Annotated in this window: 13 protein-coding genes, 1 rRNA gene and 1 pseudogene; 11 read left to right on the forward strand and 4 right to left on the reverse strand. The window is 70.1% G+C overall.

The genetic code is table 11. The features are described 5' to 3' along the window. Window positions 1-4 precede the first annotated feature (4 nt). From argB to QQK26_RS16365, 6 genes and pseudogenes are all read left to right on the forward strand, one after another. Window positions 5-946 (forward strand): acetylglutamate kinase, encoded by a 942-nt coding sequence (argB, locus tag QQK26_RS01785; RefSeq protein ID WP_284229433.1) that lies wholly within the window; start codon window positions 5-7, stop codon window positions 944-946. After that, window positions 943-2,160, forward strand: a complete 1,218-nt coding sequence (locus tag QQK26_RS01790) for an acetylornithine transaminase (protein ID WP_284229435.1) — start codon at window positions 943-945, stop codon at window positions 2,158-2,160. Before argB ends, QQK26_RS01790 begins: the two co-directional genes overlap by 4 nt. Then, complete coding sequence (gene argF, locus QQK26_RS01795; RefSeq protein WP_284229437.1) at window positions 2,157-3,086, forward strand: ornithine carbamoyltransferase; 930 nt, start codon at window positions 2,157-2,159, stop codon at window positions 3,084-3,086. Before QQK26_RS01790 ends, argF begins: the two co-directional genes overlap by 4 nt. Next, window positions 3,083-4,213: a heparan-alpha-glucosaminide N-acetyltransferase domain-containing protein gene (locus tag QQK26_RS01800; RefSeq protein ID WP_284229439.1), complete on the forward strand. Its 1,131-nt coding sequence runs from the start codon at window positions 3,083-3,085 to the stop codon at window positions 4,211-4,213. Before argF ends, QQK26_RS01800 begins: the two co-directional genes overlap by 4 nt. A 12-nt stretch (window positions 4,214-4,225) precedes the next feature. Beyond that, window positions 4,226-5,647, forward strand: coding sequence for an argininosuccinate lyase (argH, locus tag QQK26_RS01805; RefSeq protein WP_284229441.1), 1,422 nt, complete (start codon window positions 4,226-4,228; stop codon window positions 5,645-5,647). 20 nt (window positions 5,648-5,667) lie between these two features. After that, a pseudogene (locus QQK26_RS16365) lies at window positions 5,668-6,260 on the forward strand (DNA-3-methyladenine glycosylase). Between the two features lie 12 nt (window positions 6,261-6,272). Here QQK26_RS16365 and QQK26_RS01815 read toward each other — a convergent pair. From QQK26_RS01815 to QQK26_RS01825, 3 genes are read right to left on the reverse strand one after another with little or no spacing between them, the layout of a single operon-like run. Then, window positions 6,273-7,244, reverse strand: a complete 972-nt coding sequence (locus QQK26_RS01815; protein WP_284229443.1) for an NAD(P)-dependent alcohol dehydrogenase — start codon at window positions 7,242-7,244, stop codon at window positions 6,273-6,275. A gap of 51 nt (window positions 7,245-7,295) precedes the next feature. Further along, entirely contained in the window at window positions 7,296-7,889 is a 594-nt protein-coding gene (locus tag QQK26_RS01820) for a hypothetical protein (protein WP_284229445.1), read from the reverse strand. Beyond that, on the reverse strand, window positions 7,886-8,509 hold the full coding sequence (locus QQK26_RS01825) for a DNA-binding protein (protein WP_284229447.1): 624 nt from the start codon (window positions 8,507-8,509) through the stop codon (window positions 7,886-7,888). The genes QQK26_RS01820 and QQK26_RS01825 overlap by 4 nt, the downstream gene beginning before the upstream one ends. Window positions 8,510-8,593: 84 nt before the next feature. Here QQK26_RS01825 and tyrS point away from each other — a divergent pair, with 84 nt between their 5' ends. Continuing rightward, window positions 8,594-9,892 carry a tyrosine--tRNA ligase gene (tyrS, locus tag QQK26_RS01830; protein ID WP_284229450.1) on the forward strand — a complete coding sequence of 433 codons (1,299 nt, stop codon included), beginning with the start codon at window positions 8,594-8,596 and terminating at the stop codon, window positions 9,890-9,892. 49 nt (window positions 9,893-9,941) lie between these two features. Here tyrS and QQK26_RS01835 read toward each other — a convergent pair whose 3' ends face one another. Then, window positions 9,942-10,907 carry a sugar-binding transcriptional regulator gene (locus QQK26_RS01835; protein ID WP_431307974.1) on the reverse strand — a complete coding sequence of 322 codons (966 nt, stop codon included), beginning with the start codon at window positions 10,905-10,907 and terminating at the stop codon, window positions 9,942-9,944. A 137-nt stretch (window positions 10,908-11,044) separates the two neighbouring features. Between QQK26_RS01835 and QQK26_RS01840 the strand changes: the two genes are divergently transcribed. The 4 genes from QQK26_RS01840 (at window position 11,045) to QQK26_RS01855 (ending at window position 17,284) form a co-directional block, all read left to right on the forward strand. Continuing rightward, entirely contained in the window at window positions 11,045-12,775 is a 1,731-nt protein-coding gene (locus QQK26_RS01840; protein ID WP_284229453.1) for a glycerol-3-phosphate dehydrogenase/oxidase, read from the forward strand. Window positions 12,776-12,845: 70 nt separating this feature from the next. Continuing rightward, complete coding sequence (locus QQK26_RS01845) at window positions 12,846-13,598, forward strand: MIP/aquaporin family protein (RefSeq protein ID WP_284229455.1); 753 nt, start codon at window positions 12,846-12,848, stop codon at window positions 13,596-13,598. Window positions 13,599-13,640: 42 nt separating this feature from the next. Next, on the forward strand, window positions 13,641-15,155 hold the full coding sequence (glpK, locus tag QQK26_RS01850; protein ID WP_284229457.1) for a glycerol kinase GlpK: 1,515 nt from the start codon (window positions 13,641-13,643) through the stop codon (window positions 15,153-15,155). 605 nt (window positions 15,156-15,760) lie between these two features. After that, a 16S ribosomal RNA gene (locus QQK26_RS01855) occupies window positions 15,761-17,284 on the forward strand. Window positions 17,285-17,326 lie beyond the last annotated feature (42 nt).

The raw sequence follows: 17,326 nt of genomic DNA on the forward strand, positions 1-17,326 counted from the left end.
GACGATGACGGAACAGCAGCAGTCCCTGGCCGACTTCGACCCGGCGCTCAAGGCGGCCACGCTCATCGAGTCGCTGCCCTGGCTCAAGGCCTTCCGCGACCGCATCGTGGTGATCAAGTTCGGCGGCAACGCCATGGTGAGCGAGGAGCTGCAGCGCGCCTTCGCCGAGGACATGGTCTACCTGCGCCTCGCCGGGCTCAAGCCGGTCGTCGTGCACGGCGGCGGCCCGCAGATCTCGTCGATGCTCGACCGGCTCGGCATCGAGAGCGAGTTCCGCGGCGGCTACCGGGTGACCACGCCCGAGGCGATGGACGTCGTGCGCATGGTGCTGACCGGCCAGATCAGCCGGCAGCTCGTGACGCTCATCAACGAGCACGGACCGATGGCCGCCGCCATCAGCGGCGAGGACGCCGGGCTCTTCCGCAGCCGCCGCAAGGGCGTCGTCATCGACGGCGAGTCCGTCGACCTCGGCCTGGTCGGCGACGTCGTCGGTGTGGACCCGGAGGCGGTGCTCACGCAGATCGAGGCGGGGCGCATCCCCGTCGTCTCGTCGATCGCGCCGGACGTCGACGCCCCCGGCCAATCGCTGAACGTCAACGCGGACTCCGCCGCCGCGGCGCTCGCGGCCGCGCTCGGCGCCGAGAAGCTCGTGATCCTCACCGATGTCGCCGGTCTCTACTCGGATTGGCCGAATCGCGACTCGCTCGTCTCGCACATCGACGTCGAGCAGCTCACCGCCCTGCTGCCGAGCCTCGAGTCGGGCATGATCCCCAAGATGACCGCGTGCCTGGACGCCGTGAACGCCGGCGTCGCGAAGGCCGCGATCATCGACGGTCGACGACCCCACTCGATCCTGCTGGAGATCTTCACCCGAAGCGGGATCGGCACCGAGGTGGTGCCCCTGGCGACCGTCGACCCCAACGAACCCACGGATGTGACCGCATGACCCGCACGACCGACTCCACGACCAGCATCGACACGACCGCGTGGCGGCAGCGCTACGCCGACGCGATGATGCGCTCCTTCGCGCCCCCGCTCACCATGCTCGAGCGCGGCGAGGGCTGCTGGGTGCAGGACGTCGACGGCAAGCGCTACCTCGACTTCCTCGCCGGCATCGCGGTGAACGCGCTCGGCTACGCGCACCCGGTCTGGGTGGAGGCGATCAGCCGCCAGGCGGCGACGCTCGCCCACGTCTCGAACTACTTCACGACGCCGCAGCAGCTCGGCCTCGCCGAGCGGCTCCTGCAGATCAGCGGCGCCGGCGACGCCGGGCGCGTCATCTTCGGCAACTCCGGGGCCGAGGCCAACGAGGCGGCGCTCAAGCTCGCGCTGCTGCACCGTCACGCCACCGGCAAGGCCCGCATCCTCGCGCTCAACGCCGGCTTCCACGGCCGCACGACGGGCACGATGGCGCTCACCGGCAAGCCGGCGCAGCGCGAGCCCTTCGGCGAGCTCATCCAGGGCATCGACCACCTCGACTCCACGCTCGAGGCGCTCGAGGCGGGCTTCGGCGACGACGTCGCCGCGCTCATCCTCGAGCCCATCAAGGGCGAGGCCGGCGTGCGACCGCTGCCCGAGGGCTACCTGCGCCGGGCGCGCGAGCTGGCCACCGAGCACGGCGCGCTGCTCATCGTCGACGAGATCCAGACCGGCATCGGCCGCACCGGGGCGTGGTTCGGCTTCCAGCACGACGGCATCGTGCCCGACGCCATCACGGTCGCCAAGGGCCTCGGCGGCGGCGTGCCGATCGGCGCGCTGATCGCCTTCGAGTCCGCTGCCGACCTGCTGCAGGCCGGCATGCACGGCAGCACCTTCGGCGGCAACCCGCTCGCGACCGGCACGGCCCTCGCCGTGCTCGCCGAGATCGAGCGCTCCGGCCTCATCGCGAACGCCGCGGCGCGCGGGCAGCAGCTGATCGAGCGCATCGCCGGCATCGGGTCGCCGCTCGTCGAGGAGGTGCGCGGGCGGGGACTGCTGCTCGGCATCGCCCTGACGGCACCCATCGCCACCGAGCTGCGCGCCACGGCCCAGCACCTGGGTCTCATCGTCAACGCGGCCAACGAGTCGACCATCCGCATCGCTCCGCCGCTCATCGTCGGCGACGCCGAGATCGACGAGTTCATCGCCCTCTTCACCGACGCCCTGGAGGCTCACGCATGACCCGGCACTTCCTGCGCGACGACGATCTGAGCCCGGCCGAGCAGGCCGAGGTGCTCGATCTCGCCCTCGCGCTCAAGGCCGACCGCTTCTCCGCCAAGCCGCTCGCCGGCCCGCAGACCGTCGCGGTGGTCTTCGACAAGACCTCCACCCGCACCCGCGTCTCCTTCGCGACCGGCATCGCCGACCTCGGCGGCGTGCCGCTCATCATCGGCGGCGGCGAGAGCCAGCTCGGTGCGAAGGAGTCGATCGCCGACACCGCGCGCGTGCTCGAGCGGATGGTCGCGGCCGTCGTGTGGCGCACCTTCGCCCAGGCAGGCCTCGAGGAGATGGCGGAGGGTACGACGGTGCCCGTCGTCAACGCGCTCAGCGACGACTTCCATCCGTGCCAGCTGCTCGCCGACCTGCTGACCATCCGCGAGCACAAGGGCGCCCTCGCCGGCCTCGCGCTGGCCTACGTCGGCGACGGGGCCAACAACATGGCCCACTCGTACCTGCTCGCCGGGGCCACGGCCGGTCTGCACGTGCGCGTCGGCGCCCCGGAGGGGTACCTGCCCGATCCCGCGATCGTTCGGCGCGCATCGGAGATCGCCGCGGGCACCGGGGGATCGGTGACGGTCACCACCGATCCGGCCGCGGCCGCCGCCGGTGCGGACGTCGTGACGACCGACACCTGGGTCTCCATGGGCCAGGAGGACGAGAAGGCCGTCCGACAGGCCGTCTTCGCCGACTACATCGTCGACGCCGCGCTCATGGCCCGCGCCGCGGATGACGCGATCTTCCTGCACTGCCTGCCCGCGTACCGCGGGTACGAGGTCGCCGCCGAGGTCATCGACGGCCCGAAGAGCGTCATCTGGGACGAGGCGGAGAACCGCCTCCACGCGCAGAAGGCGCTGCTCGTCTGGCTTCTGGAGCGGAGCGCCGCGTGACCGCCGTCGCGCGGGTGCGGGGCTCGGCCTCGCGCCTGCGCGCGTCGCGCATCATCGGCGTCGACGTCGCCCGCGGGCTCGCGGTGCTGGGCATGCTGGCCTCGCACATGCTCATCACGACGCCCTTCGACTGGGCCGAGCCCGGCACCTGGACCGAGGTCGTCGATGGGCGCTCGTCGATCCTCTTCGCGGTCCTCGCCGGCGTCTCGCTCGCGATCCTCTCCGGGGGACGGCGCCCGCACGATCAGCTCGGCCGGGCGCGGATGCGCATCGCCGTGCGCGCCATGGCGATCTTCGCGCTGGGCTCGGTGCTCACCTCGCTGGGCACGCCCATCGCCGTGATCCTCGAGTACTACGCCGTCCTGTTCCTGCTCGCGCTGCCGGTGCTGCGCGCGCGGCCTTCGACCCTGTTCATCGCGGCGGGGGTCTGGATGCTCGTCATGCCGTGGGTGCGGCAGTCGCTCTGGTCCGGCCTGCTCGGCTCGGGCGCCGACCAGCTGCCGTTCCTCGACCTGCTGATCACCGGCTACTACCCGGCGCTCGTGTGGTTCGGCTACACGCTGCTCGGTCTCGGGATCGGCCGCCTCGCGCTGGGCGAGCGGCGCGTGCAGCTCCTGCTGCTCGCCGTCGGCGCGGCGCTCGCCGCGGTCGGCTACACCGCCGGCGCGCTGGCCGGCTCGCTGCTCGAGCGGGACCCCGCGATCGCCGGCAGCCTGCAGTCGCTGTTCGCCGAGCCGTTCGAGCTGCTCAGCGCCGGCCCGCACAGCGACTCGACCTTCGAGGCGATCGGGTCGAGCGGGTTCGCGCTCGCCGTCCTCGCCCTGTGCCTGCTCGCGACCGGGCCGCTGCGCGTGATGCTCGCGCCCGTCGCCGCCACCGGGGCGCTCGCCCTCACGGCGTACACCGCGCACATCGTCGTGCTCTGGGTCCTCGGCGTGGAGTTCTGGCTCGTCCACCGCGGGCCCGGCCAGTACCTCGCCTACGCCGTGCCGATCGTCGCCTTCTGCACGCTGTGGTGGCTGCTGCTCGGCAAGGGGCCGCTCGAGCGACCCCTGACGTGGATCAGCAACCGCGTCGCCGACCTCGGGCGCGTGCCGACGCAGCGCCCCGCCGAACCCCGAAGCTAGGATCGTCCACCGATGACTACCAACCGCGCGTCCGAGGCCGGAGCCCTCTGGGGAGGCCGTTTCAGCGACGGCCCCGCCCCCGAGCTCGCCCGGCTCAGCAAGTCCACCCACTTCGACTGGCAGCTCGCCCCCTACGACCTCGCCGGGTCGAAGGCGCACGCCACGGCGCTCGCCGCAGCCGGGTACCTGACGACCGACGAGCTCGCGGACATGCACGCCGCCCTCGACGAGCTCGGCCGCCGCGTCGCCGCGGGCGGCTTCACGGCGGCGGAGTCGGATGAGGACGTGCACTCCGCCCTCGAGCGTGGCCTCATCGAGATCGCCGGCGCCGGGCTCGGCGGCAAGCTGCGCGCCGGCCGCAGCCGCAACGATCAGATCGCCACGCTCATCCGCCTCTACCTGCTCGACCACGCGCGCGTGATCGGCGCCGATGTCGCCGAGCTCGTGCGGGTGCTGGCCGCGCGCGCCGCGGAGCACCCCGAGGCGCCGATGCCGGGCCGCACCCACCTGCAGCACGCCCAGCCGGTGCTGCTCGCGCATCACCTCCTCGCGCACGCCTGGCCCCTCGTCCGCGACCTCGAGCGCCTCGCCGACTGGTCCACGCGCGCCCAGGTCTCGCCCTACGGCTCCGGAGCCCTCGCCGGCAGCACGCTCGGCCTCGACGCCGAGCTCGTCGCCCGCGAGCTCGGCCTGGCCGGCGCGGTCGAGAACTCGATCGACGGCACAGCCAGCCGCGACGTCACGGCCGAGTTCGCGTTCATCGCGAGCATGATCGCCGTCAACGTCTCGCGCCTGGCGGAGGAGGTCATCCTCTGGTCGACGGCCGAGTTCGGCTTCGTCACGCTGCACGACGCCTGGTCGACGGGCTCGTCGATCATGCCGCAGAAGAAGAACCCCGACATCGCCGAGCTGGCCCGCGGCAAGTCCGGGCGCGTCATCGGCAACCTCGCCGGTCTGCTCGCCACCCTCAAGGGCCTCCCGCTCGCGTACAACCGCGACCTGCAGGAGGACAAGGAGCCGGTGTTCGACTCGGTGGAGACGCTCGAGGTGCTGCTGCCGGCCTTCACCGGCATGATCGCCACGCTGACCTTCGAGACCGAGCGGATGGCCGAGCTCGCCCCCGCGGGCTTCTCGCTGGCCACCGACGTGGCCGAGTGGCTCGTCAAGGAGCACGTGGCCTTCCGTGACGCCCACGAGATCACCGGCGAGCTGGTCGGCTACTGCGAGCAGCGCGGCATCACGCTCGAGCAGCTCTCGGACGAGCAGCTCGCCGAGGTCTCGCCGCACCTCACGCCCGCGGTCAAGGCCGTGCTCAGCGTGCCCGGCTCCATCGCCGCGCGCGACGGCCGCGGCGGCACCTCGCCCGCCAGCGTGCAGCGCCAGCTGGCCGGCATCGCGCCTCGTCTCGAGGCGGTGCTCGCGCGGCTGGCGTGACGACCGCATCGGCGGCGGGGCTGTTCGACGGGCGCGATGCGCTGTCGGCCGCCCCGCTGCTGCTCGGTGCCGTGCTGCGGCGCACCGACGCCGACGGCGCGGTGGCCGTGCGGCTGACCGAGGTCGAGGCCTACCTGGGCTCGCAGGACCCGGGTTCGCACGCCTTCCGGGGCCGCACGCCGCGCAACGCCCCCATGTTCGGCCCGCCCGGGGCGCTCTACGTGTACCTCTCGTACGGCATCCACCGCTGCGGGAACATCGTGTTCTCGCCGGAGGGCGAGCCGTCGGCGGTGCTCCTCCGGGCCGGCGAGGTGGTCGAGGGCGTCGAGATCGCACGCCGTCGGCGCCCCGGCGTGCGAGCGGATGCGCACCTGGCGCGCGGACCCGGCAACCTCGGCACGGTCATGGGCTGGTCCCTCGACGACTCGGGGCGCATGCTCGGCGGCGAGCTGCAGCTGCTCCCGTCGGTACCGGCGCTCCGGGTGCTGCAGGGCCCGAGGACCGGCGTGGCGCTGCCGGGCGGGGAGCGGAGCATCCGTGGCGTTTCCACCTGCCGGGGGAGCCGTCCGTGTCTCCGTACCGGGCGAGCGCGTCGCGCGCATCCGCCCGCTGACCGCGGCGCGCCTCAGTGCAGCGAGATCACGGTCTTGCCGCGAGCCCGCCCCGCGCCCACGTGCTCGACCGCCGCGGCGGTCTCGGCGAGCGGTCGCACCGATTCGATCGGTACGAGCAGGCGACCGGCGCGCACGAGCGAGCCGAGGTGCTCGAGGTCCGCGGCGCGCCCGCGCGAGACCAGCGAGCGGAGCCGCTGCCTCGAGCCGATGCCGGCCAGCGACGCTCGCAGATTCCGGTCGATGCCGCCGAGCAGCGCTCCGCCGCCCTCGCCGCCGACGATTACGAGCGTCCCGCGCTCGGCGAGGATGCCGCGCAGGGCGGCGAGCGGACGGTTGCCCGCGGTGTCGATGATCGCGTCCCAGCGCTCGTCGAGCGTCGTGGGCTCCTCGGAGGCGTAGTCGATCGTCCGCTCGGCGCCCATACCGCGGGCGAAGCCCGTTTTCGGGCCGCTGCAGACGGCGGTGACCCGGGCTCCGGCGCCGGCGGCGAGCTGCACCGCGTACGCGCCGACACCGCCGGCCGCGCCGAGCACCAGCACGCGCTGTTCGGAGCGGACGCGCGCCGCATCGCGCACCGCCTCGAGCGCGGCGACGGCGGAGACGGGCAGCGCGGCGGCACGCTCGAGGTCGAGGCCGTCGGGGACGCGGGCGAGCTTGCGAGGATCCGCCAGCACCAGCTCGGCGAGCGCACCCGGAGCGGTGCCGAACACCCGGTCGCCGGTGGCGAGGCCGCTCGAGCCCGCATCCTCGACGACGCCTGCGAAGGCCAGGCCCGGGGTGCGCCGGCGCGGCGCCCTGCGTCCGGCGGCGAGTCGCACGAGCCTCGGCGTGCCGGTGACGAGGTGGTGCGTGCCGGCGTCGATGCCCGCGGCCCGCACCCGAACGAGCACGCGCCCCGGGCGGGGCTGGGGCCGCGGCACCCTCGAGAGCGCCAGGGCGTCCACGCCGTAGCGGTCCTGCACGATGGCGAGCATGCCGGTCATGGCCGGTCCTCCTGACGATCGGGTGGGTGATCGGATGCGCAGCGGACGGGGTCAGGCGATGGCGGCCCGTACGATCGCGCCGAGCGCGACGCCCCAGATGAGGCTCGCGAAGGTCCCGATGATGAAGTGCTCGCGCGCCTCCGATTCGTCCAGCTCGGAGAACCGCCCGACGCCCTTGACCGCCACCACGATCGCGATGCCCTCGGGGTAGCCGAAGACGATGACCGCCGCGATCGCGAAGCGCTCGAGGTAGCCGATGGCGATACCGCCGCGCAGCACCTCACGCGATTCGGCCTCGGCGGCAGCCTTCGCCCGCACGAGGATGCCGCCGTGGTCGCCCTCCCGGGTCGTCTTGGTCGCGAGTCGGAAGACCATCCGCACGAACGGCGCGCCGCCGATCGTGGCGGTCGCGAGCCCGATCGCGATGAGCGCCACGGCTCCCCACGTCGAGACCGGGCCGACGGGCAGCGCCAGCAGCAGCGCCGCCAGCAGGACCGCCCCTATGGAGCCGACGGTCAGGGCGAGCGAGCTCCGGCGCTGCGCCTGCACGCCGAGGATCAGCGCGGCGATCAGGCAGGCGGCGAAGAGCAGCCACACGATGGTGGCGATCACGTCGAGCGGGAAGGTGGGGGAGATCTCCGTCATCGTTCCTCCGGCGGATCGAGCTGGCGGTCGAGCATCCCGAGCAGTGTACTGAGCGCCGGTCGCGCGGCGTCGTCCCATCGCCATCCGGCGGCGCGCGCCCGCAGGCTCACGGCCTGCGGCGTCACCGCGAGCCGCTCGGCGACCTGCGCCTGGGTCGACCCGCCGTCGAGCAGGTCGGAGACCTCCCAACCGGCATCGCTGCGCCGGTCGCGCACGGCGAGCAGCAGATCGATCAGGGCTTCGACGTGCTCCGCCGTGGGCGCATCGTGGTCGGGCACGGCGCGGACGGCGAGACCGAGCGGCGAGGATTTGGCGGCGTCCACCGCGCGCCGGGCTGCGACGAATGCGTCCCCCGCGCCGCTGCGGATGCTGGAGAGCAGCGGGCGGCGCACCGAGCCGATGCCGAGGCCGACGTGCCAGCCTCCGTCGCGGAGCACCGCGAGCAGCAGCGCGAGCGCGCATTCCGGCTCCTCCGTCGCGGTCTGCACCTCGTCGCCGGCCGTGCGCTCGGGGGCGGCGGCGAGCTCGTCGCCGCCGAGCGCGCGCAGCCGCTCGATCAGGTGGTCGACGCGATCGGTGCCGTCGCGGCTGCGCCGCTGATCGATGGTGAGCACGAACATGCATCAAGCCTAAAAGCTTGATCTCGCCCGATCAAGCCCAGGAGCTTGTCCCGCGCGCGGCGGTCGCTGGATACGATGGGGCGCGTGACCAGCCCCACCCTCGCCGAGCAGCAGAACGACGCCTCCTTCGACGACATCTGGGAGGAGCTGCGCTACCGCGGGCTCGTGCACGTGTCGACCGACGAGGCCGCGCTCAAGCAGCTGCTCGCCGGGCCGCCCATCACCTACTACTGCGGCTTCGACCCGACCGCGCCCAGCCTGCACCTCGGCAACCTGGTGCAGATCCTGCTGCTGCGCCGGCTGCAGCTCGCCGGCCACAAGCCGCTGGGGCTGGTCGGCGGTTCCACCGGCCTCATCGGAGACCCGCGCCCCACGGCGGAGCGCACCCTCAACAGCACCGACACCGTCGCCGAGTGGGTCGGCCGCCTCCGCGGCCAGATCGAGCGCTTCCTGAGCTTCGAGGGCGGCAACGCCGCGCGCATGGTCAACAACCTCGACTGGACCGCGCCGCTCAGCGCCATCGACTTCCTGCGCGAGATCGGCAAGCACTTCCGTGTCGGCACGATGATCAAGAAGGACGCGGTCAGCGCGCGCCTCAACTCCGATGCCGGCATCAGCTACACCGAGTTCAGCTACCAGATCCTGCAGGGCATGGACTTCCTGGAGCTCCACCGCCGCTACGACTGCGTGCTGCAGACGGGCGGCAGCGACCAGTGGGGCAACCTCACGAGCGGCACCGACCTGGTCCGCCGCGTCGAGGGCGTGAGCGTGCACGCCATCGGCACCCCGCTCATCACGAACTCCGACGGCACGAAGTTCGGCAAGAGCGAGGGCAATGCCGTCTGGCTCGACCCCGAGATGTGCAGCCCCTACGCGATGTACCAGTTCTGGCTCAACACCGACGACGCCGACGTCGTCGCGCGCCTCAAGGTGTTCACGTTCCTCCCGCGCACGGAGATCGAGGACTACGAGCGACAGGTGGCCGAGGAGCCCTTCAAACGCGCGGCCCAGCGCCGGCTCGCGCACGAGGTCACCGGCCTGGTGCACGGAGCGGATGCGGTCCAGGCCGCCATCGACGCGTCGGCGGCGCTCTTCGGTCAGGGCGAGCTCGCGGCGCTCGACGAGCGCACGCTCGAGGCGGCTCTCGCGGAGCTGCCCCGCGCATCCGCTGCCGGCGGCGCGCCCATCGCCCAGCTGCTGGTCGACGCCGGCCTCACGAAGAGCCTCGGCGAGTCTCGCCGCGCGATCGCGCAGGGCGGCGTCTACCTCGACAACGTCAAGGTCGACGACGAGTCGGCCGTGCTCCCGACCGAGCTGCTGCACGGCCGCTTCGCCGTGCTGCGGCGCGGCAAGCGCACCCTCGCGGGCGTCGTCGTCGCCTGAGCCCGTCCGGCGCGAGCCGTTCCGACCCCTCGGGCCGGTCCGGGCGAGCTCAGGCCTCGATGAGCCGCCGCGCGGCCGTCTCGTCGATCACCAGATCGGTCACGAGGCCGGCTGCCAGCGCTCCGCGCAGGGCGGGGATCTTCGAGACGCCGGCGACGACGCAGAGCCTGCGGGGAGCCCGCCGCAGCGTCGCCACGTTGGGCCCGCTCGCGCGCTCGTTCAGACGGATGCCGGCCGAGCTGCCGTCGGCGCGGTAGAACACGGTCGCGACGTCGCCGGCCACGCCGTCCTCGGCCAGCGAGGCGTAGTCCGCGGCGTCCAGGTAGCCGCCGAGGTACACGTGACTCGGCACCTCGGCAGTAGGCGAGCCGACGCTGAAGAGCACCAGGTCGAGCGACGCCTGCATCTCGAGCATGCGTCCCACGCTGCGCTCCCGCCACATGGCGTCGCGGGTGGACGGGTCGTCGAAGAACGCGGGCACCGGGAATTGGTGCACCTGGGCACCGAAGGCCGCACCGAAGCGGCGGAGGATCTCGCTGGTGTAGTCGATGCCCGACGTGAGGTTGTTGGCGGCCCCGTTGAGCTGCACGATCGCCGTCGCGTGCATCGACTTGGGCACGAGGTGACGGCTCAGCGCGCTCATCGTGGAGCCCCAGCCGATGCCGATGCGCATGTTCGAGTCGACGTAGCGGCCGAGCAGGCGGCCCGCGGCGAGCGCGACCCGGTCCAGCCGGTCGACGTCGCTCGTGGCGTCGGGCACCGGGATCACATGCGGATGCACGTGGTACCGGCGCTGGATCTCCCGTTCCACGCGCTCCCTGCCCTCGTGCGGCGAATGGATCTGGATCTGCACGAGCCCGGTCTCGCGCGCGTAGGCGAGCAGCCGCGAGACCGAGGAGCGGGAGGACCGCAGCTCCCGAGCGATGGCCTCCATCGTGAGCTCCTGCACGTAGTAGAGGTGCGCTGCGCGGAGCGCTGTCCTGGTGCGCTCGTCGAGGTCGGTGTCCGGGGTCACGCGCTCAGCCTTGCACGTTTTCCCACTCAGCTTGCAACGATGGCCGGGAGCGGAGCACGCTGATCCGGTCGAGCCCGGCGCCCCGAGGCGGCGCGGCGCGGCGGCACGCGAATCAGCAGCACCGGAATGGACCGACGATGAGCCAGCAGAACTCCGTGAACACCCGAACCCGACCCGTCGTGAGCGCCCTCCGCGAGCGCCCCGAGGCGGACGTCCTCATCATCGGTGCCGGCATCAACGGCATCGCCACGTTCTGGGACCTCGCGCTGCAGGGCATCGACGCCGTCATCGTCGACAAGGACGACTTCGTCTCCGGAGCCAGCGCGGCGAGCTCGCACATGATCCACGGCGGCATCCGCTACCTCGAGAACGGCGAGTTCCGGCTCGTCCGCGAATCGGTCGAGGAGCGCAACGGCCTCATCCGCACCGCCCCGCACTACGTCAAGCCGCTGCACACGACCGTGCCGATCTTCTCCACCTTCTCCGGCGTGCTCAACGCGCCGTTCAAGTTCATCGGCCTCGGCTCCGGCAAGCCCAGTGAGCGCGGTGCGGCGATCATCAAGATCGGCCTCAGCTTCTACGACGCCTTCTCCGGCGGTGGCGGCGGCACCGTGCCGCGTCACGAGTTCCGCGGCCGCAAGGCGTCACTGCACCGCTTGCCCCGACTCAACCCGGGCATCAAGTACACGGCCACCTACTACGACGCCTCCATGCACGACCCCGAGCGCCTGGCGCTCGACGTCCTGCGCGACGGACTCGAAGCGCAGGAGTCCGGCCGGGCGGCGAACTACGTCGAGGCGGTCGGCTCGCAGGACGGCGCGGTCGTGCTGCGCGATGTGCTGACGGGGGAGGAGTTCCCCTTCACGGCCAAGGCGGTCGTCAACACCTCCGGCCCCTGGACCGACCTCACCAACGAGGCGCTCGGCACCCCGAGCCGCTACATGGGCGGCACCAAGGGCTCGCACATCGTGCTCGACAACCCGGAGCTGCTCGCGGCGACCGGCGGCGGCGAGATCTTCTTCGAGCACAGCGACGGGCGCATCGTGCTCATCTACCCGCTCAAGGGCAAGGTCATGGTCGGCACCACCGACCTCGAGCACGACATGCGCGAGCCGATCCGCTGCACCGACGACGAGGTGGACTACTTCTTCGAGCTCGTCTCGCATGTCTTCCCCGACATCCGGGTCGACCGCTCGCAGATCGTCTTCCGCTTCTCCGGCGTCCGGCCGCTGCCCCGCCACGACGAGGCGAGCCCCGGCTCGGTCTCGCGCGACTACGCCATCGAGCGAGGCACGCTGCAGGGTACGGACGTTCCGGCGCTCAGCCTGGTCGGCGGCAAGTGGACGACCTTCCGAGCGCTCGCCGAGCACCTCTCGGGCGAGGTGCTCGCGCTGCTCGGCCGCCGTCGCACCACCAGCACCGAGGGTCGCGAGATCGGCGGGGGCCGCGACTACCCGGTCACCGGCTCCGCCCTCACGGTCTGGCTCGGCGAGCACGCCGGCCCGGTCGGGCGCGAGCGCGCCGAGCAGCTCCTCGAGCGCTACGGCACCCGTGCCGAGCAGCTCATCGCCGAACTCGGCGACGACGCTCCTCTCGCCAACGCCGCCGACTACTCGGCGCAGGAGATCGCCTGGCTCGTCGAGCACGAGCGGGTCGGACGCCTCGACGACATCGTCCTGCGCCGTACGAGCCTCGCGTTCACCGGCAAGGTGACCACCGCGCTGCTGCGCGAGCTCGCCGAGATCAGCGCGCCCATCCTGGGCTGGGATGACGCACGAGCGGATGCGGAGCTCGCCCGAGCGGTCGACCTGATGCGCGAACGCCACGGCCTCGAGCTCGACGCACCGGTGTCGAGCCCGGCCAACTAGACCCGGCGCCGAGGGAGGCGCCGAACCGAACGCCGACGACGGCGGGCGGTGAACGATGAAAGGAGTCAACGTGGACAATCTCGGGAGTATCTTCCTGTCGGAGACGGTCGGCACGGCCATGCTGCTGCTGCTCGGTGGCGGTGTGGTGGCCAACGTCCTGCTCACGAAGTCCAAGGGCTTCAACGGCGGATGGCTGTTGATCAACTTCGGCTGGGGCCTCGCGGTCTACGCCGGTGTCATCGTCTCCTACAACTCGGGCGCGCACCTCAACCCGGCGGTCACCGTCGGCCTGTGGGCATCCGGTGCCGACGAGTTCATGCCGGGGGTGGCCGTCAACGCGCTGTCGATCCTCACCTACTTCGCGGCGCAGATGCTCGGTGCCGTCATCGGCGCCGCGCTCGTCTTCCTGGCCTACAAGAAGCACTTCGACGAGACCGAGGACGCCGGTCTGAAGCTGGCCGTGTTCTCGACCGGTCCGGGCATCAAGGCGTACGGATGGAACCTGGTCACCGAGATCATCGCCACCTTCGTCCTGGTCTTCGTCGTCATCGGCTTCGGCCGCAACGGCGAGGCCGGCGGCCTCGCCGCCCTCGGCGCCCTCCCGGTCGCCCTGCTGGTGCTCGCGATCGGCGCCTCGCTCGGCGGTCCGACCGGGTACGCCATCAACCCCGCCCGCGACCTCGGCCCGCGCATCGCGCACGCCCTGCTGCCCATCAAGGGCAAGGGCTCGAGCGACTGGTCCTACGCCTGGGTGCCCGTGGTCGGCCCCCTCGTCGGCGGCGCGCTCGCCGGCGTCGCCTCCACGGCGCTGCTGCCCCTCTGATCCCACCAGCACGACAACCTCGAAGCAAAGGAGCCTCATCCCATGGCTGACTACGTCCTCGCGATCGACCAGGGCACGACCTCGTCCCGCGCCATCATCTTCGACAAGCAGGGGTCGATCGTCTCGACCGGGCAGCTCGAGCACGAGCAGATCTTCCCCAAGGCGGGCTGGGTCGAGCACGACCCGGCGGAGATCTGGCGCAACGTGCGCGAGGTCATCGGCCAGGCGCTCTCGAAGGCCGACCTCACCCGGCACGACATCGCCTCGATCGGCATCACGAACCAGCGTGAGACCGCGGTGGTCTGGGACAGGAACACCGGCGAGCCCGTCTACAACGCGATCGTCTGGCAGGACACCCGCACCCAGGACATCGTCGACCGCATGGCCGCGGACGGGGGTGTCGAGCGCTTCAAGCCCGTGGTCGGGCTGCCGCTGGCGACCTACTTCTCGGGCACCAAGATCGTCTGGATCCTCGAGAACGTCGAGGGTGCCCGCGAGCGTGCGGAGGCCGGCGACCTGCTCTTCGGCACCACCGACACCTGGGTGCTGTGGAACCTGACGGGCGGTACCGACGGCGGTGTGCACGCCACGGACGTGACCAACGCGAGCCGCACGCTCTTCATGGACCTCGAGACGCTCGAGTGGCGCGACGACATCCTCGAGGCGTTCGGGGTGCCCCGTTCGATGCTGCCGGAGATCCGCAGCTCGTCCGAGGTCTACGGCCACGCCGAGTCGAGCAGCCTCCTGCGCGAGACGCCGATCGCCGGCATCCTCGGCGACCAGCAGGCGGCGACCTTCGGACAGGCGGCATTCGACCAGGGCGAGGCCAAGAACACCTACGGCACCGGCAACTTCCTGATCTTCAACACCGACACCGAGATCGTGCACTCGAAGAACGGGCTGCTCACGACGCTGGGCTACAAGCTCGGCGACGAGCCCGCCCACTACGCGCTCGAGGGCTCGATCGCCGTGACCGGCTCGCTCATCCAGTGGCTGCGCGACAACCTCGGCATCATCTCGTCGGCACCGGAGATCGAGAAGCTCGCGGCCACGGTCGAGGACAACGGCGGGGCCTACTTCGTGCCGGCCTTCTCGGGTCTGTTCGCCCCGTACTGGCGAGCGGATGCGCGCGGCGCGCTCGTGGGCCTGACCCGCTACGTCAACAGGGGGCACATCGCACGCGCTGCGCTGGAGGCCACCGCCTACCAGACCCGCGAGGTGCTGGATGCGGTGAACGCCGACTCCGGAGTGCCGCTCACGGAGCTCAAGGTGGACGGCGGCATGATCGCGAACGACCTCCTCATGCAGTTCCAGGCCGACATCCTCGGCGTCCCCGTCGTACGTCCGGTCGTCGCCGAGACCACCGCGCTCGGCGCCGCCTACGCCGCGGGTCTCGCCGTGGGCGTGTGGAGCGGGCTCGATGACCTGCGCGGCAACTGGCAGGAGGATCGCCGCTGGGAGCCGAAGCTCGACGAGGAGGAGCGCGAGCGCCTCCTGCGCAACTGGAAGAAGGCCGTCACGAAGACCTTCGACTGGGTCGACGAGGACGTGCGCTGATCAGACGCGGATCAGGCAGTCCAGCAGGGCCGCGCCGGGTTCACCCGGCGCGGCCCTGCTGCGTCTCCGGGCCCGACCACGCAGGGCGAGGAGACGCGACACGCCCGGGATGCGCGGTGGTTTGCGCCCCCTGAAACATCGACGTAATGTAATCCCCTGTCGCCGCAAAGGAGCCGGGGAAGCGGGAAAGCTTCTCCTCCTCAACTGGCGAATATCTCACCTCGCAGACGATGACGAACTCTTCGGAGAAACCATCAGCGAGGTGGAACACAACACAGACATCTTCGCGGCGATGGACCAGTCCATCGCCGGAACAGGTCGGGACGCGGATTCGCGGATCGGTCCGGAAGATGTAAGGTAGTGAAGTTGCCTCCGGGCGAAGGTCGTGAGACCGGAACCGGGGTGCGTCCGATCCTTGAGAACTCAACAGCGTGCACATGTCAAATGCCAAATTATCCTCGTGCCGGTCTATTTCTGGACTGGTGGAGAGATTCCTTTGGATTGATTGATTGTCAGTAGACGATCTTTTGGTCAGATCAACTCGCTTGTGACTTCGGTTGCAGGTTTTTGAATTGCCTTGGTTTTCGGATCAGGGTGTTTGAACCTTTACGGAGAGTTTGATCCTGGCTCAGGATGAACGCTGGCGGCGTGCTTAACACATGCAAGTCGAACGATGAAGCTGGAGCTTGCTCTGGTGGATTAGTGGCGAACGGGTGAGTAACACGTGAGTAACCTGCCCTTGACTCTGGGATAAGCGCTGGAAACGGCGTCTAATACCGGATACGAGCTTCCACCGCATGGTGAGTTGCTGGAAAGAATTTCGGTCAAGGATGGACTCGCGGCCTATCAGCTTGTTGGTGAGGTAACGGCTCACCAAGGCGACGACGGGTAGCCGGCCTGAGAGGGTGACCGGCCACACTGGGACTGAGACACGGCCCAGACTCCTACGGGAGGCAGCAGTGGGGAATATTGCACAATGGGCGCAAGCCTGATGCAGCAACGCCGCGTGAGGGACGAAGGCCTTCGGGTCGTAAACCTCTTTTAGCAGGGAAGAAGCGAAAGTGACGGTACCTGCAGAAAAAGCACCGGCTAACTACGTGCCAGCAGCCGCGGTAATACGTAGGGTGCGAGCGTTATCCGGAATTATTGGGCGTAAAGAGCTCGTAGGCGGTTTGTCACGTCTGCTGTGAAAACTGGAGGCTCAACCTTCAGCCTGCAGTGGGTACGGGCAGACTAGAGTGCGGTAGGGGAGATTGGAATTCCTGGTGTAGCGGTGGAATGCGCAGATATCAGGAGGAACACCGATGGCGAAGGCAGATCTCTGGGCCGTTACTGACGCTGAGGAGCGAAAGCGTGGGGAGCGAACAGGATTAGATACCCTGGTAGTCCACGCCGTAAACGGTGGGCGCTAGATGTGGGGACCATTCCACGGTTTCCGTGTCGCAGCTAACGCATTAAGCGCCCCGCCTGGGGAGTACGGCCGCAAGGCTAAAACTCAAAGGAATTGACGGGGGCCCGCACAAGCGGCGGAGCATGCGGATTAATTCGATGCAACGCGAAGAACCTTACCAAGGCTTGACATACACGAGAACGGGCCAGAAATGGTCAACTCTTTGGACACTCGTGAACAGGTGGTGCATGGTTGTCGTCAGCTCGTGTCGTGAGATGTTGGGTTAAGTCCCGCAACGAGCGCAACCCTCGTCCTATGTTGCCAGCACGTTATGGTGGGAACTCATGGGAGACTGCCGGGGTCAACTCGGAGGAAGGTGGGGATGACGTCAAATCATCATGCCCCTTATGTCTTGGGCTTCACGCATGCTACAATGGCCGGTACAAAGGGCTGCAATACCGTAAGGTGGAGCGAATCCCAAAAAGCCGGTCTCAGTTCGGATTGAGGTCTGCAACTCGACCTCATGAAGTTGGAGTCGCTAGTAATCGCAGATCAGCAACGCTGCGGTGAATACGTTCCCGGGCCTTGTACACACCGCCCGTCAAGTCATGAAAGTCGGTAACACCCGAAGCCGGTGGCCCAACCTTTTTGGAGGGAGCCGTCGAAGGTGGGATCGGTAATTAGGACTAAGTCGTAACAAGGTAGCCGTACCGGAAGGTGCGGCTGGATCACCTCCTTTCTAAGGAGCTTCTGCCAGGTCGCCTCAGGGTGGGCCTGGCCA

It is taken from the genome of Arenivirga flava, assembly GCF_030161575.1.
GTDB lineage: Bacteria > Actinomycetota > Actinomycetes > Actinomycetales > Microbacteriaceae > Arenivirga > Arenivirga flava.

Excerpts from the sequence above, each read along its gene's own strand:
- argF (WP_284229437.1), top strand. The coding sequence starts at position 2,157 with ATGACCCGGCACTTCCTGCGCGACGACGATCTGAGCCCGGCCGAGCAG.
- argB (WP_284229433.1), top strand. The coding sequence starts at position 5 with ATGACGGAACAGCAGCAGTCCCTGGCCGACTTCGACCCGGCGCTCAAG.
- QQK26_RS01825 (WP_284229447.1), bottom strand. The coding sequence starts at position 8,509 with ATGTTCGTGCTCACCATCGATCAGCGGCGCAGCCGCGACGGCACCGAT.
- QQK26_RS01790 (WP_284229435.1), top strand. The coding sequence starts at position 943 with ATGACCCGCACGACCGACTCCACGACCAGCATCGACACGACCGCGTGG.
- QQK26_RS01820 (WP_284229445.1), bottom strand. The coding sequence starts at position 7,889 with ATGACGGAGATCTCCCCCACCTTCCCGCTCGACGTGATCGCCACCATC.
- QQK26_RS01840 (WP_284229453.1), top strand. The coding sequence starts at position 11,045 with ATGAGCCAGCAGAACTCCGTGAACACCCGAACCCGACCCGTCGTGAGC.
- argH (WP_284229441.1), top strand. The coding sequence starts at position 4,226 with ATGACTACCAACCGCGCGTCCGAGGCCGGAGCCCTCTGGGGAGGCCGT.
- glpK (WP_284229457.1), top strand. The coding sequence starts at position 13,641 with ATGGCTGACTACGTCCTCGCGATCGACCAGGGCACGACCTCGTCCCGC.
- QQK26_RS01815 (WP_284229443.1), bottom strand. The coding sequence starts at position 7,244 with ATGACCGGCATGCTCGCCATCGTGCAGGACCGCTACGGCGTGGACGCC.